The 21282-nt window shown below is 68.8% G+C and carries 18 protein-coding genes; 13 read left to right on the forward strand and 5 right to left on the reverse strand.

Annotated elements, in window-relative coordinates:
• Window positions 1-2 precede the first annotated feature (2 nt).
• Window positions 3-1082 carry an inositol-3-phosphate synthase gene (locus H4W81_RS35315; protein ID WP_192778760.1) on the forward strand — a complete coding sequence of 360 codons (1080 nt, stop codon included), beginning with the start codon at window positions 3-5 and terminating at the stop codon, window positions 1080-1082.
• Window positions 1083-1386: 304 nt separating this feature from the next.
• Here the strand turns inward: H4W81_RS35315 and idi are convergent, their stop codons facing one another.
• Window positions 1387-1971, reverse strand: a complete 585-nt coding sequence (idi, locus tag H4W81_RS35320) for an isopentenyl-diphosphate Delta-isomerase (RefSeq protein WP_192778761.1) — start codon at window positions 1969-1971, stop codon at window positions 1387-1389.
• 117 nt (window positions 1972-2088) lie between these two features.
• Between idi and H4W81_RS35325 the strand changes: the two genes are divergently transcribed.
• A complete protein-coding gene (locus H4W81_RS35325) occupies window positions 2089-3384 on the forward strand; it encodes an MFS transporter (RefSeq protein ID WP_192778762.1) in 1296 nt (431 codons plus the stop codon).
• On the opposite strand, the gene H4W81_RS35330 is transcribed toward H4W81_RS35325, so the two are convergent.
• A complete protein-coding gene (locus H4W81_RS35330) occupies window positions 3344-4774 on the reverse strand; it encodes a CCA tRNA nucleotidyltransferase (RefSeq protein ID WP_192778763.1) in 1431 nt (476 codons plus the stop codon). The two genes, H4W81_RS35325 and H4W81_RS35330, sit on opposite strands and share 41 nt — an antisense overlap.
• 81 nt (window positions 4775-4855) lie before the next feature.
• Here H4W81_RS35330 and H4W81_RS35335 point away from each other — a divergent pair, with 81 nt between their 5' ends.
• The 8 genes from H4W81_RS35335 (at window position 4856) to trxA (ending at window position 13703) form a co-directional block, all read left to right on the forward strand.
• The gene (locus H4W81_RS35335; RefSeq protein WP_192778764.1) at window positions 4856-5365 is read left to right on the forward strand and encodes a YbaK/EbsC family protein; all 510 of its coding nucleotides are present in this window, start codon (window positions 4856-4858) and stop codon (window positions 5363-5365) included.
• Between the two features lie 46 nt (window positions 5366-5411).
• Window positions 5412-7493 (forward strand): DUF6049 family protein, encoded by a 2082-nt coding sequence (locus H4W81_RS35340; RefSeq protein WP_192778765.1) that lies wholly within the window; start codon window positions 5412-5414, stop codon window positions 7491-7493.
• Window positions 7490-9097 (forward strand): murein biosynthesis integral membrane protein MurJ, encoded by a 1608-nt coding sequence (gene murJ, locus H4W81_RS35345; protein ID WP_225958948.1) that lies wholly within the window; start codon window positions 7490-7492, stop codon window positions 9095-9097. Before H4W81_RS35340 ends, murJ begins: the two co-directional genes overlap by 4 nt.
• Window positions 9098-9226: 129 nt before the next feature.
• Window positions 9227-10714 (forward strand): protein kinase family protein, encoded by a 1488-nt coding sequence (locus H4W81_RS35350; protein WP_192778766.1) that lies wholly within the window; start codon window positions 9227-9229, stop codon window positions 10712-10714.
• 5 nt (window positions 10715-10719) lie between these two features.
• Window positions 10720-11331 carry an RNA polymerase sigma factor SigM gene (gene sigM, locus H4W81_RS35355; protein WP_397127774.1) on the forward strand — a complete coding sequence of 204 codons (612 nt, stop codon included), beginning with the start codon at window positions 10720-10722 and terminating at the stop codon, window positions 11329-11331.
• The gene (locus H4W81_RS35360; protein WP_192778767.1) at window positions 11321-12304 is read left to right on the forward strand and encodes an anti-sigma factor family protein; all 984 of its coding nucleotides are present in this window, start codon (window positions 11321-11323) and stop codon (window positions 12302-12304) included. Before sigM ends, H4W81_RS35360 begins: the two co-directional genes overlap by 11 nt.
• A 137-nt stretch (window positions 12305-12441) precedes the next feature.
• On the forward strand, window positions 12442-13374 hold the full coding sequence (trxB, locus tag H4W81_RS35365) for a thioredoxin-disulfide reductase (RefSeq protein WP_192778768.1): 933 nt from the start codon (window positions 12442-12444) through the stop codon (window positions 13372-13374).
• Window positions 13375-13388: 14 nt separating this feature from the next.
• Entirely contained in the window at window positions 13389-13703 is a 315-nt protein-coding gene (trxA, locus tag H4W81_RS35370; RefSeq protein ID WP_318782205.1) for a thioredoxin, read from the forward strand.
• 272 nt (window positions 13704-13975) lie between these two features.
• On the opposite strand, the gene H4W81_RS35375 is transcribed toward trxA, so the two are convergent.
• Window positions 13976-14461 carry a GNAT family N-acetyltransferase gene (locus H4W81_RS35375; protein WP_192778770.1) on the reverse strand — a complete coding sequence of 162 codons (486 nt, stop codon included), beginning with the start codon at window positions 14459-14461 and terminating at the stop codon, window positions 13976-13978.
• A 275-nt stretch (window positions 14462-14736) separates the two neighbouring features.
• On the reverse strand, window positions 14737-15354 hold the full coding sequence (locus H4W81_RS35380) for a GNAT family N-acetyltransferase (protein WP_192778771.1): 618 nt from the start codon (window positions 15352-15354) through the stop codon (window positions 14737-14739).
• Window positions 15355-15612: 258 nt separating this feature from the next.
• Between H4W81_RS35380 and H4W81_RS35385 the strand changes: the two genes are divergently transcribed.
• The 3 genes from H4W81_RS35385 (at window position 15613) to H4W81_RS35395 (ending at window position 19584) form a co-directional block, all read left to right on the forward strand.
• Entirely contained in the window at window positions 15613-16845 is a 1233-nt protein-coding gene (locus H4W81_RS35385; RefSeq protein ID WP_225960533.1) for an aminotransferase-like domain-containing protein, read from the forward strand.
• Between the two features lie 681 nt (window positions 16846-17526).
• On the forward strand, window positions 17527-18474 hold the full coding sequence (locus H4W81_RS35390; RefSeq protein ID WP_192778773.1) for a D-alanine--D-alanine ligase family protein: 948 nt from the start codon (window positions 17527-17529) through the stop codon (window positions 18472-18474).
• 63 nt (window positions 18475-18537) lie between these two features.
• Window positions 18538-19584: a threonine aldolase family protein gene (locus H4W81_RS35395; RefSeq protein ID WP_192778774.1), complete on the forward strand. Its 1047-nt coding sequence runs from the start codon at window positions 18538-18540 to the stop codon at window positions 19582-19584.
• Window positions 19585-20200: 616 nt separating this feature from the next.
• Here H4W81_RS35395 and H4W81_RS35400 read toward each other — a convergent pair.
• Window positions 20201-21166 carry a ParB/RepB/Spo0J family partition protein gene (locus H4W81_RS35400; protein WP_192778775.1) on the reverse strand — a complete coding sequence of 322 codons (966 nt, stop codon included), beginning with the start codon at window positions 21164-21166 and terminating at the stop codon, window positions 20201-20203.
• Window positions 21167-21282: the final 116 nt, after the last annotated feature.

A 21282-nucleotide genomic window follows, 5' to 3' on the forward strand; every position in this document is an offset into this window, starting at 1 on the left:
CGATGGGTTCGGTACGCGTAGCCGTTGTCGGTGTCGGCAACTGCGCGGCGTCGCTGATTCAGGGCGTTCACTACTACAAGGACGCCGACCCGGACACACGAGTGCCGGGTCTGATGCACGTCAAGTTCGGTGAGTACCACGTCGGCGACGTCGAGTTCGTCGCCGCCTTCGACGTGGACGCCAAGAAGGTCGGGCGCGACCTGTCCGAGGCGATCGTGGCCAGCGAGAACAACACGATCAAGATTACGGACGTGCCGCCGACCGGTGTCATCGTCCAGCGCGGGCACACCTTCGACGGCCTCGGCGAGTACTACCGCGAGATCATCGAGGAGTCCGACGAGCAGCCGGTGGACGTGGTCCAGGTGCTGAAGGACGCGAAGGTGGACGTCCTGGTCTCCTACCTGCCGGTGGGGTCCGAGGAGGCCGACCGCTTCTACGCGCAGTGCGCGATCGACGCGAAGGTCGGCTTCGTCAACGCGCTGCCCGTCTTCATCGCCTCCGACCCCGAGTGGGCGGCCAAGTTCGAGGAGGCGGGGGTGCCGATCGTCGGCGACGACATCAAGTCGCAGGTCGGCGCCACGATCACGCACCGCGTCATGGCCAAGCTGTTCGAGGACCGCGGAGTCGAGCTGCTGCGCACCTACCAGCTCAACTTCGGCGGCAACATGGACTTCATGAACATGCTGGAGCGCAAGCGCCTCCAGTCCAAGAAGGTCTCCAAGACGCAGTCGGTCACCTCGCAGATCCCGCACGAGATGGCCAAGGCCGACGTGCACATCGGCCCCTCGGACCACGTGCCGTGGCTGGACGACCGCAAGTGGGCCTACGTCCGCCTCGAGGGCCGCTCCTTCGGCGACACCCCGCTGAACCTGGAGTACAAGCTCGAGGTCTGGGACTCGCCGAACTCGGCCGGCATCATCATCGACGCCGTGCGCGCCGCGAAGATCGCGATGGACCGCGGGATCGCGGGACCGATCCTGTCGGCTTCGTCCTACTTCATGAAGTCGCCGCCGGAGCAGTACTCCGACGACGAGGCGCGCGAGTACGTCGAGAAGTTCATCCGCGGCGAGGTGACTCGATAATTATCTTGTACGGCAAGCCGACGTAAGCGCCGACGTCTCCCGGTGGCCGAGGTCCCTCTCCGTGCGCTACTCCAGCGGCACGGGGTGCTCTCTCCAACGGCGAGACGTCGGCGTTTCTCGTGGTGTGAACCACCCAAGGGGCCCTCGTATCGCCGTGACGGGCCCCGCCACGCCGGCTCGAGGAGCGTTTCCCTGGAGGGACGCCCGCCCCGCGCCTTGGGTGGCGCCTTGGTCGGCCTGCCGTACAGGGGCTCGGAAGGAAGAACGCGCGCCAACGAACCCACAGCCGCCGGAAGAAGCCGGGTCAGCCGCGGGCGGCGGGTGGGAGGTCGGTGGCGGGGGCCGGCGGCCAGGTGAGCGGGTCGGCGCCGAGGTCGTCCAGGAGCGGGACCTGGTCGCGGCACCACGGCGAGATCGCCAGCAGCCCCGACATCACGCCCGAGGTGAACTCCTTCCACGGCATCCACAGCACCTCCCCCACCTCCTCCGGGTTCGGCCTGGCGGGCGCCGTGGTCAGCACCCGGTACACGGGGCACAGCTCGTTCTCCACGATGCCGTTGCCCATCACCGCCCGGTAGGAGAAGCGCGGCAGCACCAGGTCGGCGGACTCGACGTCCAGGCCGAGTTCGTAGGACAGCCGGCGCAGCACCGCGTCGCCGAGCCGCTCGCCCGGCAGCGGGTGGCCGCAGCAGCTGTTGGTCCACACATCGGGCCAGGTGATCTTGTGGGCCGCCCTCCTGGACAGCAGCACCCGGCCGTTCTCGTCGAAGACGTAACTGGAGAAGGCCAGGTGGAGGGGCGTGTCCGGACCGTGCACCGACGTCTTGGGCGCCGTGCCGATCGCGTTGCCCTCGCCGTCGACCAGCACCACGTGTTCCTCAGAGGTCACAGAACGTAGCGTACGTGATCATGACGGGTCCCTGGAACACTTTTAGCTACCTGTCACGCCGGCTATCTCAGGGTTGACCCCGATGTTCGGAGCCGGGGCTCGGGCTAGGCTGACGACGTGTCTTATGCCGCCGATCTCCGCACGATCCTGAAGGGGCGCGACTTCAGACGGTTGTTCTCCACCCGCCTGGTGTCGCAGTTCTCCGACGGGATCTTCCAGTTCGGCGTGGTGGGCTTCGCCTTCTTCAGTCCCGAGAAGCAGACGACCGCGCTCCAGGTGGCGATCGGCCTGGCGGTGCTGCTGCTGCCGTACAGCGTGCTCGGCCCCTTCGTCGGCGTCTTCATCGACAGGTGGTCGCGGCGGCAGATCCTGGTGGTCGCGCCGATCGTGCGCGGCGCACTGCTGCTGGTCGCGGCGACGTTCGTGGCCACCGGCCTGCCCAACGAGTTCTTCTACGCGGCCGCCCTCGGCGTGCTGGGCGTCAACAGGTTCTTCCTGGCCGCGCTCGGCGCCTCGCTCCCCCATGTCGTGCCGCGCGAGCAGCTGATGATGGCCAACGCGGTCACGCCCACCTCCGGCACGGTCGTCACCTTCGTCGGCGTGGGCTTCGGCATGCTGCTGCGCTCGGTGTTCAACGGCGAGGCGTCGGGCACCGCGCTGCTGCTGGCCGTCTCGGGCGTCGTGTTCGGGCTCAGCGCCCTCATCGCCCGCACGATGCACCGCGACCTGCTCGGCCCCACCTACGACCCCGACCGCCCGCAGGCCCGCGAGGCCCTGCGCAACGTGGTCAGCGGGCTCGCCGACGGCGCCAGGCACCTGGTCCACCACCGCGCCGCCGCGGCCGCGATGGGCGCGATGGCGACCCACCGCTTCATGTACGGCATGGCGACGGCGATGGGCCTCATCCTCTACCGCTACTACTTCACCGACGGCGACGCCGAGGCCGCGCTGTCGGGCGTCAGCATCGTGGTGGCGACCTCGGCCGTCGGCTACGGCCTCGCGGTGATCATCACTCCGTGGGCGACCGAGCGCTTCCCCATCGAGCGCTGGGTGCCGATCATGCTGGTCACGGCCGGCGTGCTGACCGCGATCCTGGTCATCCCCTTCCAGCCGTGGGGGCTGTGGATCGCCGGCTTCGTGCTCGGCGTGACCGGCCAGAGCGTCAAGATCTGCGCCGACACCAGCGTCCAGCGCGACGTCGAGGACGCCTACCTCGGCAGGGCCTTCTCCATCTACGACATGCTGTTCAACGGCATGTACGTGCTGGCGGCGGCTCTGTCGGCGGCGATCCTGCCGGCGAACGGCAAGTCGCTGCTGGCCGTCGCGATCATCTCGATCGGCTACCTGCTCGGCGCGGTGGTCTACCGGATGGTCACGCCGAATCGCGCGCCCACTCCAGCAGAGCCTCAGTAGCCGCCTCCTTGCCGATGAGGCCCTTGTCGAGGCGCAGCTCCAGCAGGAACTTGTAGGCCTTGCCGATCACCGGCCCCGGGCCGACGTCGAGGATCCGCTGGATCTCGTTGCCGTCGAGCTCGGGCCTGATCTTGGCCAGCTCCTCCTCGTCGGCGAGCCTGGCGATGCGCTCCTCGAGCTGGTCGTAGGTGCGCGAGAGCACCTGGGCCTTGCGCTTGTTGCGGGTGGTGCAGTCGGCCCTGGTCAGCTTGTGCAGCCGGTCGAGCAGCGGCCCCGCGTCACGCACGTAGCGGCGCACGGCGCTGTCGGTCCACTCGCCCGTGCCGTAGCCGTGGAAGCGCAGGTGCAGCTCGACCAGGCGGGCGACGTCGGAGACGACGTCCTTCGGGAACTTCAGCTCCGACATGCGCTTCTTGGTCATCTGCGCGCCGACCACCTCGTGGTGGTGGAAGGAGACCCTGCCGCCCTCCTCGTGGCGGCGCGTCTTCGGCTTGCCCACGTCGTGCATGAGCGCGGCCCAGCGCAGGATGCGGTCGGGCTTGCCGTCCTCCTCCTGGGCGATGGCCTGCTCCAGGACGATCAGGGTGTGATCGTAGACGTCCTTGTGGCGGTGGTGCTCGTCGATCTCGAGGCGGAGCCTGGGCAACTCGGGCAGGACATGGGCGGCCAGGCCCGTTTCGACGAGCAGGCGCAGGCCCTCGCGGGGGTTGGCGCCGCAGACCAGCTTGTCGAGCTCGTCGCGGATCCGCTCGGCCGAGACGATCTCGATGCGCTCGGCCATCGCGGTCATCGCCGCGAGCGCCTCCGGCGCGACCGTGAACCCGAGCTGCGAGGCGAACCGGGCGGCGCGCAGCATGCGCAGCGGATCGTCGTCGAAGGACTGCTCGGGCGTGCCGGGAGTGCGCAGCACCCCAGCGGCCAGGTCGCGCATGCCGCCGTAGGGGTCGACGAACTCGTGGGTGGGCAGCCGCACCGCCATCGCGTTGACCGCGAAGTCTCGGCGCTCCAGGTCGGCCTCGAGCGTCTCGCCGTACATGACCTCGGGCTTGCGCGACTTGGGGTCGTAGGACTCGCTGCGGTAGGTGGTGATCTCCAGCAGCCAGCCGCCCTTGCGCACGCCGACGGTGCCGAAGTCGATGCCGATCGTCCAGACCGAGTCGGCCCAGTCCCTGACCAGCTCCAGCACCCGCTCGGGCCTGGCGTCGGTGGTCAGGTCGAGGTCGTTGCCGATGCGGCCCAGCAGGATGTCGCGCACCGACCCGCCCACCAGGGCTAGCTCGTGGCCGCGTGCGGCGAACAGCTCGCCGAGCTCGTTCGCCACCGGCGCGATCTTGCGGGAGATCTCAATTGAGTCGGACAAGCTGCGTAGGTCCTTCTGATTGCGGAACATATCCCCCGAGCCACACAGGGTCCGGGTTACCGTCGGTCAGAGACCGTCGGGGGGCCATGGAACGAGGCTAGGAGCTCTTGTATGAAGGACGCCCTCGCGATCCACCGCTGGCTCCTAGCACACCAGGTCCATCATGAGATCGTACGCCTTCCGCGCCCCATGACGTGCGCGGAGGAGTTGCCCTCGACGATCTCGGTGGCGCCCGAGCGGTGCGTGGCCGTGACGGTGTTCGAGACGCGCGGCAGGCTGGGCCGCGAGGTGGTCGCCGTCGTCTCCACCGTGGCTCACCCGCCCACTCCCGGCCAGGTCGGCAGGCTGCTCGGGGTCAGGAGCGTACGCCCAGCGCCCGCCTTCGTGATCAACGCCGCCACCGACTACGCGGCGGGGCTGGTCTCCCCGCTGCTGCTCCCCCACGAACTGCCCCTGCTCGTCGACGACCGGATCCCGAACGACGGCGGCCCCCTTTTCACCCCCACGGGCGAGCGCCGTACCGCATTGCGTCTGCACTCACTCGACCTGCTGCGACTCCTGCCAAGCAGGCCCATCGAACTTCCCAGGGGAGTCCGTGAGGCGGTCGCGCTCCGGCACTGAGCCCGTACCATGGCGGCGTGCGTCGAACTCCTCCACGGGCAGACGCGTGATCCGTAAGGCCACGCTCCTCTCCGTCCTCATCGCCGCGTTGCTCACCCCCTCGGTCGTGACGACGGCGAGCACGGCTGCCGCCGCGCCCGTCACGGCGCAGCAGGCGAAGCTGACCATCGAGTCGATCACGCCGGACGTGCCGCGCCGGCTCACCGACGAGATCAAGGTCTCCGGCAAGGTCACCAACGCCGGCACGACGCCGATGGGCCCTCTGGTCATCAGGCTGTGGCCGTCCAAGCAGCCCTTCACCGACCGCGCAGGCATGGAGGCGTACCTCGCGGGCGGTCCTGTCGTCGAGTACGCCATGCTCAGCTCCACGATCACCATTCCCTCGGTCGCGGCGGGCGCGTCGGCGCCCTTCGATCTGGTCACGACGCCCGCGGCGCTCGCCCTGTCGCGGTTCGGGGTCTACCCGCTGAGCGTGGAGGTGCTGAACAACTGGCAACAGGTCGCCAAGGTGCGGACGTCCCTGACCTACGCGCCGCCGACCGTCCCCCCGACCCCGAAGGTCAAGCTGGCGTTCGCGCTGCCGATCATCGACCAGCCGCATCGCAGCGACGACTCCATCTTCATCGACGAGACCCTGCGCACCTCGCTGCTCGGCAACGGACGCCTCGCCGATCTGCTGCGCATCGCCAAGTCCCAGCCCAAGAACGTCACCTGGTTCGTGGATCCCGCGCTCCTCGACGACGTGAAGGCGATGACCTGGCCGTACACAGTGCATCCCAAGTCGGGCGAGAAGACCAGCCGTCCGGCCGACGCCAGCGCCGGTCAGTGGCTCGACTCCCTGCGCACCGCGCTGGCCGGTCAGAAGGTGGTCGCCACGCCGTACGCCGACCCCGACGTGACGGCGCTCGCCCACCAAGGGCTCGACCAGGCGACCGCCAAGGCGGTCTCGATCGGCGGCTCCAAGGCCAGGAGCCTGCTCAAGCAGGACGTGTCCACCACGATCGCCTGGCCCGTCTCGGGTAAGGTCGACGACGACGCGCTTGACCTGCTGACGGTCAGCGGCGTGTCCACCGTGCTGCTCAACGCCGACAGCCTGCCGCCCAACCCGCCCGTGACGTTCACGCCCGACGCCGCCGCGACGATCGACAGCGTCTCGGGGCCGGTCACCGCGCTGCTGGCCGACCCGGGGCTCAGCCGTACGCTCGAGCTCGAGCAGGGGGTGGCGGGCTCGACCACGCTGCAGAAGCAGCGGTTCGTGGCGGAGACCGCCCTGATCGCCGGCGAGCCGGGCGCGCCCCCGTCCCGGTCGCTCGTGGTGGCGCCCGCGCGGCGATGGAACCCCAACCCCACGCACGTCTCGAACCTGCTGAAGACCGCGGCGGGGCTGCCCTGGCTCACCGGCGTGCCGCTCGACTCGATCAAGCCGGGCAAGGCCGCCACGCCGCGTTCGGGGCTGGTCTACACCGACGACGACCGCAAGGCGGAGCTCGGCAAGAAGTACCTCGACGCGGTCAGGCGGGTGGCGCGCAAGGCGGAGCTGACCTCCTCGATCACCACCGAGCGCCGGCCGTCCGACTTCGACTCCGCGGTGCTGCGGCTGGCCTCCTCCGCGTGGCGCACCAAGACCGGCACCGGCAGCAGGGAGATCAAGCAGGTCGACCAGGCGGTCGAGGCCGATCTCGGGCTGGTCACCATCACCGGCGGCGCGTCCCTGGCCGGTGACGAGGGCCAGATCCCGATCAGCGTCAAGAACGAGCGCGACCAGCGGATCTCCCTGACCGTGGAGGTCACCTCCGACGACCGAGGCGTGCTGGAGATCGTCGGCGACGGCAAGCCCCAGCGGCTCGTCATCGGCGCGAAGCAGAGCGGCACGATCCAGGTCACAATGCGGTCGAAGGCGAGCGGCGACTCCACGGTGACGGTGCGCCTGGGCACCCTCGACGGCAAGACCTACGACTCCCCGCAGAAGCTCACGATCAGGACGACCGGCTACACGGGGATCGCGCTGGTGATCATCGGGGCGGCGCTGTCGGTCATGCTGGCCGCGGTGGTGATGCGCATCCTGCGGCGCAGGTCGCAGCGGCGGCTGGCGAAGACGGCGAAGGTTAGGGAGAACGAGCGCGTATGAGCCGAATGCTGCGGGCGAGCGCGATCATGGCCGCGGGCACGATGGTGTCCAGGGTCACGGGGTTCGTGCGCACGATCATCCTGGCTGCCGCGATCGGCCTCGGTCTGATGGGCGACGCCTACCAGGCCGCCTACACGATCCCCTACAGCATCCTCGACCTGCTGATCCTGGGCGTGCTCAGCAGCGTGGTGGTGCCGATGATCGTGCGGGCCCAGCAGCAGGACCCCGACGGCGGCAGGGCCTACGAGCAGCGCCTGCTCACCATCGCGACGCTCGCGCTCACGGTCGTGGCGGTGCTCTCCGTGCTGGCCGCCCCGCTGCTGATCGACCTCTACACCAACTGGCGGCCCGGTTCGCGAGAGTTCGACGTCGCGGTCTCCCTGGCCAGGTTCATCCTGCCGCAGCTGGCCTTCTTCGGGGTCGGCGCGATCGCCGGCGCCATCCTCAACACCCGCGACAGGTTCGCCGCCCCGATGTGGGCGCCGGTCCTCAACAACCTGGTCGTCATCGGCGTGCTGCTGGCCTACATCGTCGTCAGCACGGGCCGTGACGACATCTCCAAGGTCACCTCCTTCGACCTCGCGCTGCTCGGCCTCGGCACGACGGCGGGAATCGTCGCCCAGGCCCTGGTGCTCATCGTGGCGCTCAAGCGGGCGGGCTTCTCCTTCAGGCTCCGCTTCGACGTGCGCAACGCCAGGCTCGGCGAGATGGGCAGGGCGGGCGTCTGGACCATCGGCTACGTGGTCGTCACCCAGCTCGGCCTGGTGCTGACCACGAACCTGGCCACCGCGGCGAGCACGGTCGCCGAGGGGCACGGCATCACGCCGTACAACTTCGCCTTCCAGCTCTTCCAGCTGCCCTACGGCATCATCGGCGTCTCGGTCATCACCGCCATGCTGCCCAGGATGAGCAGGTCCGTCGGCGAAGGCAGGCTCGACGACGTGCGCTCCGAGTTCGGCTCCGGGGTGCGGCTGGTCGCCTCCGTCATGGTGCCGATCTCGCTGCTGCTCATGGTGCTCGGACCGGCGATCACCGTGCTGATCTTCGGCCACGGCGCCGCGTCGCCGGAGAACGCCGTCTACATCGGTAACGTGCTGCAGGTCTTCGGCCTGGCTCTGGTGCCGTTCTCGGTCTTCCAGCTGCTGCTGCGCGTCTTCTACAGCTTCGGCGACACCCGCACTCCCGTCTTCGTCGGCGCCGGCACGACGGCGGTCAACGCGGCGCTCATGCTGGTGGCCTACTACACGCTGCCCGCCGCGTACGTCGTCATGGGGCTGGCCTTCGCCTACGCGGTGGCTTACGCCCTGGGCGCAATAGTGGCGTGGACGCTGGCCAGCCGGCGGGTGCAGGGCCTCGGCGGGTGGGCCGTGGGGTCCGCGCTGACCAGGATGTACATCGCCGCGCTGCCCACCGCCGTCCTGGCGCTGGGTGCCGTCTGGGGGGTCCAGGAGCTGTTCGGAGAGCTGAGCCTGATCAACTCACTGATCATTCTGGCCGTCGGCGGCGGGCTCGGCGGGGCCCTTTATCTGGTCATCGCTCACAAGATGCGTATCCCGGAGGTCCACTCGATCGTTGGAATGGTGGCCGGGCGGGTAGGCCGGTAAGGAACCCGGCGAGAACCGGCGCGGCACTAGCATGGTGCCCGACGTGGCGAATGGAAGCAGGAGGGGCGTGGGAGGATCCACCCGGCATAGCGTGCCCGCGTGGCCTGAGGCCGCGCAGGTGATCGAAGCATGAGTGCCTCTACCGTGGAACCAGGTACCCGCCTCGCCCAGCGATTCAGGCTGGAGGACCGCGTCAACGAGTCCGAGGGCGCCACCTTGTGGAAGGCGATCGACGAGATCCTCGCGCGTCCTGTCGCGGTGCACACCTTCGACCCCGACTTCCCTCGCGTCACCGAGGTCGTGACCGCCGCCCGCGCCGCGAGCCGGCTCACCGACCCGCGCCTGACCCAGGTCTTCGACGCCGCCGAGGACGACGGGCTCGCCTACGTGGTGAGCGAGTGGGTCACCGGCGACTCCCTCGCCGACCTGCTGGCCGGCGGGCCCCTCGAGCCCGAGCGCGCCGCCGTGCTGGTGGCCGAGGCCGCCGAGGCGCTGGCACACGCGCACGAGCACGACCTCCACCACCTGTGCCTGCGCCCGAGCAAGCTCGTCTGGACCACCGGCAACACGGTCAAGGTGCTCGGGGTCGCCGTCGACGCCGCGCTCGCCGGGCTCACCACCGACGATCCCGCGCTCGAGGACGCCGAGGGCCTGGGCCGCCTGCTCTACGCCGGCCTGACCGGGCACTGGCCCGGCGACGAGGAGGAGGGCGGGCTGCCCGCCGCCCCGATGATCGACGGGCACTTCTGCACGCCGCGCCAGGTGACCGCGGGCGTGCCCGGCTACCTCGACACCATCACCTGCAGGGCGGTGCTGCCCGAGTCGCGCAGGAGCCAGAGCGCGCTGGCCAGACCCGACCAGGTGGCGGAGGCGCTCGCGGACGTGGCGCGGCCGCTGCCGATCTCCTACACGCCACCGCCCTCGCCGCCGCACGTCCCCGCCGTCTCCCGCGCCGAGGGGCTCGAGACCCAGCAGCGGACATATTCCTCGCCGCCCCCTCGCGCCAACCAGCCCAGCACCCTGAACAGGGTGCTGATGACGTTCGTGGTGCTGCTGGTGATCGCCGCGGTCGGCGTCGGCGCCTGGACGCTCGGCCGCAAGCTCGGCAACCCCGCGCCTCCCGAGGCCGCGCGGAGCCAGGCCCCTCCTTCGGCCACCGTCGAGCCGCAGATCGTCAAGCCGTCGAGCGCGACGGGCTTCGACCCTCTCGGCGACGACCGGGCCGAGCATCCCGAACTGGCCAAGGACGCCATCGACGGCGAGGGCGACACCTTCTGGCACACCACCAACTACAACAGCGCGACGCTCGGCAACCTCAAGCCCGGTGTGGGGCTGCTGCTGGACATGGGGAAGCCAACGAAGATCGCCGATGTGATCGCGACGCTGTCCACCGCCGCGGGGTCCAGCGTCGAGCTCAAGGTAGGAGACTCCCCCGACCTGTCCTCTCTCAAGACCGTGGCCAAGCAGAAAGACGTCTCGGGAAAGGTCACCCTGACGCCGGCCGAGGTCGCAACCGGTCAGTACGTTTTGATCTGGTTTACGCGTCTTCCTGCGGATGCTGGGAAGTTTCGTGGCACCATCTATGACGTAGTGGTGTATTCCCCCGGAACGGCATAAACCTTGTGAATTCCCCACCTGAGCCACTCTCCGATGCCGAGCTGCTCACCTTGCACCTCGACGGGGATCAGCATGCGTTCAGTGAGATAGTCAAGAGGCACCGGGACCGCATGTGGGCGGTCGCCCTGCGCACGCTGGGCGACCCCGACGAGGCGGCTGATGCCGTACAAGACGCATTTGTTTCCGCTTACCGGAAAGCGCACAGCTTTCGCGGCGAGGCGGCTGTCACGACCTGGCTGCACCGCATCGTGGTCAACGCCTGCCTCGACAGGATGCGCCGTAAATCCGTTCGGCCCGTCGCCGATGACGAGCTCATCGAGGCAGCCGAGCGTGACACGCCCATGCCCGACCAGACCGGCGAGCGCGAGGTCTCCATGGAGGTTTCGGCCGCGCTCAAACTGCTTCCAGCCGACCAGCGGGCCGCGCTCGTCCTCGTCGACATGATGGGCTATTCCGTCGAAGACGCAGCTCAGGTGCTGTCCGTGCCGAGCGGCACCGTGAAGAGCCGGTGCGCGAGGGGTCGCGCGAAACTTGCCCCAATTCTTTCGCATCTGCGGAACCGAACAGACCTGACTCGCGTCTCATCCGCGAAGGGAGCAGAACTTCGTGACGGGTGACACGCACTACGATCTGGAGATCTTGGCCGAGCTGGCCGAGGGTCTTCTGGACGCTGCCACGGCCGAACAGGTCCGCGAGCATCTCGCGGTTTGCGACCCCTGTGGGGAGCTCCTGGCCGACCTGGCCGCGGTTCGCGAGGTGCTCGCGGCGACTCCCACACCGGCCATGCCGATGGGTGTCGCGATGCGGATCGACCAGGCCCTTGCTCAAGAGGCCGCAGGAGGCCGTCTCGGCCTCCTCGACGGCCCTGACTGGGAGGAGCTGACCAGAGAGACCTCCGAGCCCGTACGGCTCGGCATGGTCGCCGAGGACGGCCACGCCGTCCCAGCCCATGCGGGACGCACCGCCTCGGGCTCCTGGGGGCACGGCTCCTCCGGACAGGGCTCCTCGGGCCACGGTTCCCCAGGGCATGGCGCTCCAGGGCACGGCTCGTCGGGGCGGCGCCCCGGTGCGCGGCGCTCGGCGGGGCAGCGGCCCCCGGGGCAGCGCCCCTCGGGACGGCGCCGGTGGGGCATGCCGTTGGTGGCGGCGGCCGCGGCAGCGGTCGTGGTCGGTGCCGCGGGCATATCGACCGGCTTGCTGGCGGGCGGATCCGATCCATCGCCCAGCAAGGACCTCCAGGCTCAGGCCCTGCCCTCGGTTTCGCAGCCGGCGCTGAGCTACATGGTGACCGACACCGACTACAACTGGAGCTCCCAGGACCTCAAGCAGCCGCTGAGTACCTTCCTGGGCGCGGCTCCCGGCTCCAAGGACGCCGGCGGTGTCGATCCCAAGGTGTCCGCGTGTGTCGAGCGGGTGGCCGCCCGGAGCAAGCTCAGGCCGTTCACGGTGGACCAGAGCGAGTTCAACGGCCAGGAGGCACTGATCATCGCCTCGTGGAAGAACAAGACCGCGCTGCGGGTCAGGGTCGACGTGGTCGACCCGTTCAAGTGCAAGAACATCGTCAAGCCCACACTGGGTAACTGGAAGTAGATCCCCTTTCCGACGCGAGGAGCCCGCCCTGTGCGGGCTCCTTTCGTTTGCCCCTGGCGATGTGGGTAGGGCTGGGAATCACAGCCGCCTAGGATCTGTTGACGCCACTGGCAAACAGAGAAGGAAGGCGTGGAGCGTTGAGCGACGTCCGGAATGTGATCATCATCGGTTCGGGCCCCGCGGGGTACACCTCGGCCGTCTACTCCGCCCGCGCCGAACTCAAGCCGCTGGTCTTCGAGGGCTCGGTCACCGCGGGTGGCGCCCTCATGAACACCACCGACGTGGAGAACTTCCCCGGCTTCCCGGACGGCATCATGGGCCCCGACCTCATGGACAACCTGCGCAAGCAGGCCGAGCGGTTCGGCGCCGAGCTGGTGGCCGACGACGTGGTCGAGGTCGACCTCGAGGCCAACCCCAAGGTCGTCAAGACCCACACCGACACGTACTACGCCAAGTCGGTCATCCTCGCGATGGGTTCCGGCTACCGCGAGCTCGGCCTGGTGAACGAGAAGCGCCTGTCAGGACACGGCGTCTCCTGGTGCGCGACCTGTGACGGGTTCTTCTTCCGCAACAAGGACATCGTCGTGGTCGGCGGCGGCGACACCGCCATGGAGGAGGCGACCTTCCTCACCCGCTTCGCGCGCATGGTGACGGTCGTCCACCGCCGTGACGAGCTGCGCGCCAGCAAGATCATGCAGGAGCGCGCCTTCGCCAACGAGAAGATCAGATTCGTCTGGGACACCGAGGTCGTCGACGTGCTCGGCGACGACAAGGTGACCGCGGTCCAGCTGCGCAACCTCAAGACGGGCGAGGAGTGCGAGCTGGCCGCCGACGGGCTGTTCATCGCCATCGGCCACGACCCGCGCACCGACCTGGTCAAGGGCCAGGTCGAACTCGACGACGACGGCTACATCAAGGTCGCCTCACCCACGACCGCGACGAACATCCCCGGCGTGTTCGCCGCCGGCGACGTCGTCGACCACACCTACCGGCAGGCCATCACCGCCGCGGGCACGGGATGCTCGGCGTCACTCGACTCCGAGCGCTGGCTCGCAAGCAACGAGAACTAACGAAGGAGCCCACTGTGAAGGCAGTCACCGACGCCTCGTTCGAGGCGGACGTCCTCAAGAACGACAAGCCCGTCCTTGTCGACTTCTGGGCCGAATGGTGCGGCCCGTGCCGCCAGGTCGCGCCGATCCTCGAGGAGATCTCGAAGGAGTACGGGGACAAGCTGGAGATCGTCAAGCTGAACATCGACGAGAACCCGAACGTCCCGCGCGACTACGGTGTGCTCCAGATCCCGACGATGAACGTCTACAAGGGTGGCGAGGTCGTGAAGCAGATCATCGGCGCCAAGCCGAAGGCCATGCTGCTGCGCGAGCTCGAGGGCATCATCTAGCCCACCCGCTACACCAGGCCCCGGGGGCACGCCCCTCGGGGCCTTTTGACGCCCCGGCGACCTATGAGGCGCGTCCCAGCAGTCTTTGCCGCATCCGCGAGGTACGTCACAACGGCCTTTTGGCGCTCCCGCAGATCCTAGAGGCGCGTCACAGTGGTCTGTTGGCGCCTGAAGATCGCACGAGCCGTGCCACAGTGGACTTTGGCGCTCCCGCAGACCCTGAAAGCGCGTCACAGCGGACTTCGGCGCCCCAGCGGGCCCCGCGAGGCGCGTCACAGTTGCTGCTCGAGCCAGTGGCGCATGGGAGTGAATCCCTGGGCCTGGTAGAAGGCCAGGGCCTCCTGGTTGAAGTCCCACGCCTCGGTGAGCAAGGCGGCGCATCCGGCCGCCCTGCCTGCGGCACGGACCGCGTCGACCAGGGCGGTGCCGACGCCGGTGCGGATCGCTGTGGGGGCGACGGCCAGATGTTCCAGAACGGCGAAGGTTCTCGGCTGGACGAGGGCGTCACCCGGGCGCTCGACGATGATCGCCAGGGCGTATCCGATCGGCCGGCCCGACGACCAGGCGATGAGGATCCGAATGTCGGGGCGGGCCAGATGGGCTTCGAAGAGCGGGACCAGATCGGCCTGGGCGGGGTCGGCCCGAAAGATATCCGGCCGGTTCCGCGCGTGGACCGCGTGGACGAACTCGTTCATCTGGGCCAGGAGGGCGGCGTCTGCGGAGGTGGCGGGACGGATGTCGATCGAGGGCGGGGTCATGACGGGATGGTGGCCCAGGCCCTCCTGTCGGTACCAGCGGTTTTTCCGCGGTCCGTTTCGGACCCCGGCCACGCGCGCTCGGTGACGCGTATCCCTGGACAGGCGCCGGCCCCGTGCCCTGGGTGGCGGCTGGGGTGGCGCTGCCGTACGAGATGGTGCTAAGGGTGGCGCTGCCGTACGAGATGGCCCTGGGGGTGCTGCTGCCGTACGAGATAGTCCTGGGATGGCGCTGTCCGACGGGGTTGTCCTGGTTTGCTGGGAGGCCTGGAGATCGCTCAGACGGGGCGGAGGGCGCGTTCCGGGCTCATGGATCCCAGGAGCCGCTCCAGGGCCACCTCGACGTCCTCACGCCACGACACGGCGCTCTTGAGCTCCAGCCTGAGCCGGGGGTAGCGCAGATGCGGTCGGACCGTCTTGAATCCGACCGACAGCAGGTATTCGGCGGGCACCACGCAGCTCGGCTCCTCCCACTTCAGGTCGCCGAAGGCCTCGATCGCACGCACGCCCCGCCGGGTCAGGTCCTTGGCCACCCCCTGGATGAGCATCCGCCCCAGACCGCCGCCGGAGAACTCGGGAACGATGTGCGCGGTCATCAGCAGGACTGCGTCGGCGCTCACCGGCGAGGTGGGGAAGGCCACCGAGCGGGGGGTGTAGAGCGGCGGGCTGTAGAGGACGAATCCCGCGGGCACCCCGTCGACGTACACGATCTTTCCGCAGCTCCCCCACTCGAGCAGGGTCGCCGAGATCCAGGCCTCTTTCTCCAGCCCAGGATCGCCCGTCTTGACGGCGCGCTCACCGCTGACAGGGTCGAGCTCCCAGAAGACGCACTGCCGGCATCGACGCGGCAGATCGTCCAGGTTGTCCAGAGTGATGTTGGCCAGCCGACGCGACAACTATTGCCCCAATCGTTGCTTGGCGGAAAAGCGCGCGAATACCGCGTCCCCAGCTGGCATCGTAACTCAGTGACGATGTCGGCAGTGGGCTGTCCCGGTCGTGGGCGGGTCAATGCTCTGACGTAGTCTGGTATCTCGGTCAATGCCACACCTAGGAGGTGGACCGTGACAGAAGAGACGGATCACGGTCAGACGCCCGCGACCCAAGGGTCGCGTATCGACGCCTACGTCGATCGGTACGCCGCGCGAGCTACCGGGATGGTCGCCTCCGAGATCCGAGCTCTCTTCGCCGTCGCGTCGAGGCCCGAGGTGGTCTCACTCGCCGGCGGCATGCCGTACGTCACGGCCCTTCCCCTCGATGTCGTCGGCGACCTGGTGTCCGAGCTGGTCGCCCGCCGCGGTCCCGTCGCCCTGCAGTACGGCTCGGCGCAGGGTGACCCGCACCTGCGCGAGCAGATCTGCGAGGTCATGCGCATGGAGGGCATCGACGCCAGCCCCGACGACGTCGTGGCCACCGTCGGCTCGCAGCAGGCGCTCGACCTGATCACGCGCATCTTCATCGACCCGGGCGACGTCGTGCTCGCCGAGGGTCCCTCGTACGTCGGCGCCCTCGGGACATTCGCCGCATACCAGGCCAAAGTGGTCCATATCGCTATGGACGAGCAGGGCCTCATCCCCGAGTCGCTCGCGCAGACCATCTACGCGCTGCGTGCCGCGGGCAGCCGCATCAAGTTCCTCTACACGATCCCGACGTTCCACAACCCCGGCGGCGTCACCATGAACGTCGCCCGCCGGCAGCAGGTGCTCGACATCTGCCAGCGGGCCGGGATCCTGATCATCGAGGACAACCCGTACGGCCTGCTCGGGTTCGACGGCGACCCCATGCGGGCGCTGCGCGCCGACAACGCCGACGGCGTGGTGTACCTGGGCTCGTTCTCCAAGACGCTGGCTCCGGGATTCCGCGTCGGATGGGCCCTCGCTCCCCATGCCATCCGCGACAAGCTCGTGCTCGCGATGGAGTCCGCGGTGCTGTCGCACTCGACCTTCACACAGCTGGCCGTCGGGCAGTACCTGGCGACGCAGCCGTGGCGTGAGCAGATCAAGGCCTTCCGCGAGCTCTACAGGGAGCGCAGGGATGCGATGCTCAGCTCGCTCGAGTCCCTGATGCCGCCCGATGTCACCTGGACGCGTCCGGGAGGCGGGTTCTTCGTGTGGACGTCGCTGCCCGAGGGGCTCGACTCCAAGGCGATCCTGCCGCGGGCGGTGGCGGAGCGGGTGGCGTTCGTTCCGGGCACCGGGTTCTTCTCGGACGGCAGCGGCGCTCGGCACATGCGCCTGTCGTTCTGCTACCCGGAGCCGGACCGGATCCGCGAAGGGGTGCGGCGGCTGGCGGGGGTGATCGAGCAGGAGATCCAGCTGCGCGACACGTTCGGCACCGGGTCGATCTTGGGGCATCACGGGTTGGATACGCCTGGACCTGATCTGGCGTGATTTCGCTTCGAAACGGGAGCACGGCTGCTGGTGGCCGTGCTCCCGTTTGTTGTAGGAGAGCGATTCTGCGGGACGGGCGTTCTGGGGCTGCCGGGAGAGCTGGGGCCTGAGAGACGCGGGTGGAGGAGGATTTCCTCGCTTCCGGGTACCTCGGCACTCGTGAACTGCTCGTCACAGCCAGCACCTCGCTGTGGTGTGGAACCTTCATGGGCGCCCGCCGTCAACCTTCAGCGCGCCGCCATCCACGCGCATGCATCGGCATCGCGCCGAGTCGCACGAACACCATCAGCGCTGCCTTGCGTAGCACGCATGCCATCGGCCCCGCCTCGCGTCTCATCCACGCCCTAACCTCACGCGCCATTACCGACGCGCCCTGTGCTCGCGCGACATCGGGTCGTGCGCCATAGAGTCGCGCGCTGTCGGGCCCCCTCACCTCACGCATGTCCAAGTGGGCCTGGGGTCCTGGGGTGGCTGACGGTGGTAATCCCCTGGGTGGGGCGCCGTTGCGGCGGCCCGCCGGCGGCGCACGAGGAGCGTCCCCTGGACGGACGGTCAGCGGTGACCGGCGGTGGCGCTTGGGGCGGCTTGCCGTACCGGGGAAGAATGGAGCGGACCGGAAAGCAACCGCCAGCCCGGTACGGTGGAACATCGTGCGATGAGCACGATCTACGGAGGATTTTGATGAGCGACCTGGGTCATGTGCTCGTGCTTGCCGGCGGACTGTCCTACGAGCGCGAGGTCTCGCTGCGGTCGGGGCGGCGGGTGAGCGAGGTGCTGCGCGCGGCGGGCATCGACGTCGAGACCAGGGACACCGACGCCTCCCTGATGCCCGCGGTGCTGGCCGACCCGCCTGACGCGGTGTTCGTCACGTTGCACGGTGGGGCCGGTGAGGACGGCGCGATCCGTTCGGTCCTGGAGCTCCTGGGCGTTCCTTACGTGGGTGCGGATCCCGACGCGTGCCGGGTGGCCTTCGACAAGCCGACGGCCAAGGCGGTGGTCAGGTCCGTGGGGCTCCGGACGCCTGAGTCGGTCACCCTTCCCAAGGAGACGTTCCACGATCTCGGCGCCTCCGCGGTGCTCTCCCGCATCGTGGAGCATCTCGGACTCCCCCTGTTCGTCAAGCCCGCCCGTGGCGGGTCGGCGCTCGGGGCGTCCGTCGTGCGTACCACTGAGGAGCTGCCCGCGGCCATGGTGGGGTGCTTCGCGTACGGCGACACGGCGCTCGTCGAGCGGTACATCGAGGGGGTCGAGGTGGCCATGTCCGTGGTCGACCTCGGCGACGGTCCCGTGGCGCTGCCGCCGGTCGAGATCGTTCCCGACGAGGGGGTGTACGACTACGCCGCCCGCTACACCGCGGGGCACACCGAGTTCTTCGCACCCGCGCGCCTGTCGCCTGAGGAGTCCGCCGCTTGCGCGGAGATGGCGGTGACGGCGCATAAGGCACTGGGGCTGCGGGACCTGTCGCGTACGGACCTCATCGTGGACGCCCAGGGACAGCCGTACTTCCTCGAGGTGAACGTCGCTCCGGGCATGACGGAGACTTCGCTGCTTCCCATGGCGGTGGAGGCGGCAGGTAAGGACCTGGGCACGCTGTGCAGAGGCCTCCTCGAACAAGCCGCCAACCGCTGACCTCATATCCCCAGCCGCGGAGCCAGGAGGACGTTGTTGCCAGTGGCTCATTAGCCTGGCGGTGTGCTCATCGACTCCCTGTATCCCAAGAGCTTCGCCAGCGACAACCACGCCGGCGTTCACCCAGCGATCCTCGCCGCCATCTCCACCGCCAACGAAGGTGACGCCCCTGCCTACGGCGGGGACAGCTGCACGGCCGCCTTCGAGCGACGCATCAAGGACGAGTTCGGCGACCATGCCGAGGGGTTCCCGGTCCTCAACGGCGCCGGCGCCAACATGGTGGGCCTGGCCCTCATGCTGGGCCGGTACGACGCCATCATCTGTGCGGACACCGCGCACATCGCCACGCACGAGGCGGGCGCCGCCGAGCGGCTGCTCGGCGTGAAGCTGATCACCGTGCCAACGCCGGACGGCAAGCTCACACCTCAGGACATCTCCTCCCGCCTGGGCGGTCTGGGCATTCCCCACGAGTCGCAGCCGCGTGTGGTGTCCATCTCCCAGGTGACCGAGCTCGGCACCTGCTACTCCCCCGACGAGATCGCCGCCCTCGCCGAGGCGGCGCACGACGCGGGTCTCTTCCTCCACGTGGACGGCGCCCGCCTCGCCAACGCGGCCGCCTTTCTTGGCTGTTCCCTCCGGGCGATCACAACGGATGCGGGTGTCGACGTGTTCAGCTTTGGAGGGACCAAGAACGGTGCTCTGGCCGCAGAGGCCGTGGTGGTGCTGGAGCCGTCGCTCAGCCAGGGGGTGCCGTTTCTTCGTCGGCAGTCGCTCCAGCTGGCGTCGAAGATGCGCTTCATCTCGGCGCAGCTTTCGGCGCTGCTGACGGATGAGCTGTGGCGAGCGAACGCCGCCCGTGCGAACGCCATGGCGCAGCGACTCGCTCAAGGGGTCGCCGCGCTTCCTGGAGTCGAGATCACCTATGCGGTCGAGTCCAACGCCGTCTTCGCCGCACTGCCGGAGAAGGTGACGACGGCGCTGCAGGAGCGGTATCTCTTCCACGTCTGGGATGAGCGCAGCGGCGTGGTCCGCTGGATGACCGCCTTCGACACGACGCCCGATCAGGTGGACGACTTCATCGAAGACATCAAAAGCCACCTGAGCGTCTAACGATTGCATGCCGCGACACGCCTCCGTTTCACGTGAAACCTTGGGGCGCTGCCATCTCGCTTCGTGCGGGGTTTCACGTGAAACGCTGCGTTGGCACTTTTGACCTCTCGCCGGGAGTGAGGACCCGCTGTTTCACGTGAAACCCGCGCAACTGACCCTGTGACGCGGCAGTAAGGACCGCGAGCGGTAGCGACAGGGCGACCGCCGCGAGGTTGCGGGACTGGAGGTGGGGCTGGGGCGCAGAGCTGAGGGACCGGGCGAACCCGGCGACGCGGCGGCTAGGAGAGGGAGGCCCCCGGGGATGCGTGAAGGCGATACGTCGGTGGATGGACCCTGCTGTGGTTTCACGTGAAACACGGTCTCCCCCAGCACGCGACGTTCCGTGCCTGCACGGAGGGCGTCAGGGTTTCACGTGAAACAACGCCCCTCGAGTAGGGCCTGTCGGGCGGGGAGCGGGGACTTGAGGGGCGCCCTCCAAAGAGCCAGCCCCAATTGGCAGGCAAGTCCGCTTGGCGTGCGAAGACGGCGGCGGCTAGGCCACCTCCTGGAGGGGCGCCCTCGAAGGAGCCGGCCCGATTGGCAGCCAGTCCGCTTGGCGCGCGAAGATGGTGGCGGGCTAGGCCACCTCGCCTCCTTCGCGCATGGCGTGGGCCGCCTCTGGGGCCATGGCACCGATGATGCGCTCAAGGTCGTCGATCGTGGCGAACTCCACGACGATGCGTCCCTTCCTGCGACCCAGGTCCACCTTCACCTTGGTCTCGAAGTGGTCGGAGAGGCGATCCGCCAGGTGCACGAGTCCAGGCATGGACGGGCGCTTCGCCGTACGCTCCTTGGGTGCGGCACCCGCCGCCTTGGCGCCGCCGGTCGCGACGATCTCCTCCACCGTGCGGACGGAGAGCCCCTCGGCCACGATGCGCTTGGCGAGGTACTCCTGCGCCCGCGGATCATCCAGAGCGAGCAGGGCGCGGGCGTGGCCGGCGCTGAGAACGCCCGCGGCGACCGTCAGCTGGACATCAGGCGGGAGATTGAGGAGGCGGAGCGTGTTGGAGATGTGCGGACGTGACCGTCCCACGCGCTGGGCGAGCTGTTCGTGGGTGGCGCCGAAATCGTCCAGCAGCTGCTGGTAGGCGGCGGCCTCTTCGAGCGGGTTGAGCTGCTCGCGCTGGAGGTTCTCGATCAGGGCATCGCGGAGCAGTTCGTCGTCCTGTGTGTTACGGACGATCGCGGGGACCGGGTCGAGGCCGACCAGCTGGCAGGCGCGCCAGCGGCGCTCCCCCATGATGAGCTCGTAGTTGCCGCCCCCCACGGACCGCACCACGATCGGCTGGAGGAGACCGACCTCCTTGATCGAGGCGGCAAGCTCCTCCAGGCGGTCGTCGTCGAAGAAGTCACGCGGCTGGCGAGGGTTCGGGGTGATGGCCTTGAGGGCGATCTCCCTGAAGTACGCCCCGGCGATGGGTTGCGGACCCGCGTCCTGCCCCGAACCGCCAGCTGGTGGCACCGCCCCAGTGCCGTCAACGATCGGGCCGGTCGGGATGAGCGCCCCGAGTCCCTTTCCCAGTCCCCGCCGCTGCTGACTCACTGCGTCTCCTCATCCACCCGGCCGCTTCCGGTCACATCAGGAGAGGTTACCGTCGCAGGCGCATCCGAGTGCCCGCTCGCCACACGCAGTTCGGTCGGGTTTGCCACATCCCGCCC

Source organism: Nonomuraea africana (assembly GCF_014873535.1).
Taxonomy (GTDB): Bacteria; Actinomycetota; Actinomycetes; order Streptosporangiales; family Streptosporangiaceae; genus Nonomuraea; species Nonomuraea africana.

What these genes read in the sequence shown, in the direction of transcription:
- H4W81_RS35390 (WP_192778773.1), top strand. Translation starts at nt 17,527, where the DNA reads ATGAGCGACCTGGGTCATGTGCTCGTGCTTGCCGGCGGACTGTCCTAC.
- H4W81_RS35330 (WP_192778763.1), bottom strand. Translation starts at nt 4,774, where the DNA reads ATGTTCCGCAATCAGAAGGACCTACGCAGCTTGTCCGACTCAATTGAG.
- murJ (WP_225958948.1), top strand. Translation starts at nt 7,490, where the DNA reads ATGAGCCGAATGCTGCGGGCGAGCGCGATCATGGCCGCGGGCACGATG.
- H4W81_RS35335 (WP_192778764.1), top strand. Translation starts at nt 4,856, where the DNA reads ATGAAGGACGCCCTCGCGATCCACCGCTGGCTCCTAGCACACCAGGTC.
- H4W81_RS35375 (WP_192778770.1), bottom strand. Translation starts at nt 14,461, where the DNA reads ATGACCCCGCCCTCGATCGACATCCGTCCCGCCACCTCCGCAGACGCC.
- H4W81_RS35315 (WP_192778760.1), top strand. Translation starts at nt 3, where the DNA reads ATGGGTTCGGTACGCGTAGCCGTTGTCGGTGTCGGCAACTGCGCGGCG.
- H4W81_RS35385 (WP_225960533.1), top strand. Translation starts at nt 15,613, where the DNA reads ATGGTCGCCTCCGAGATCCGAGCTCTCTTCGCCGTCGCGTCGAGGCCC.
- H4W81_RS35350 (WP_192778766.1), top strand. Translation starts at nt 9,227, where the DNA reads ATGAGTGCCTCTACCGTGGAACCAGGTACCCGCCTCGCCCAGCGATTC.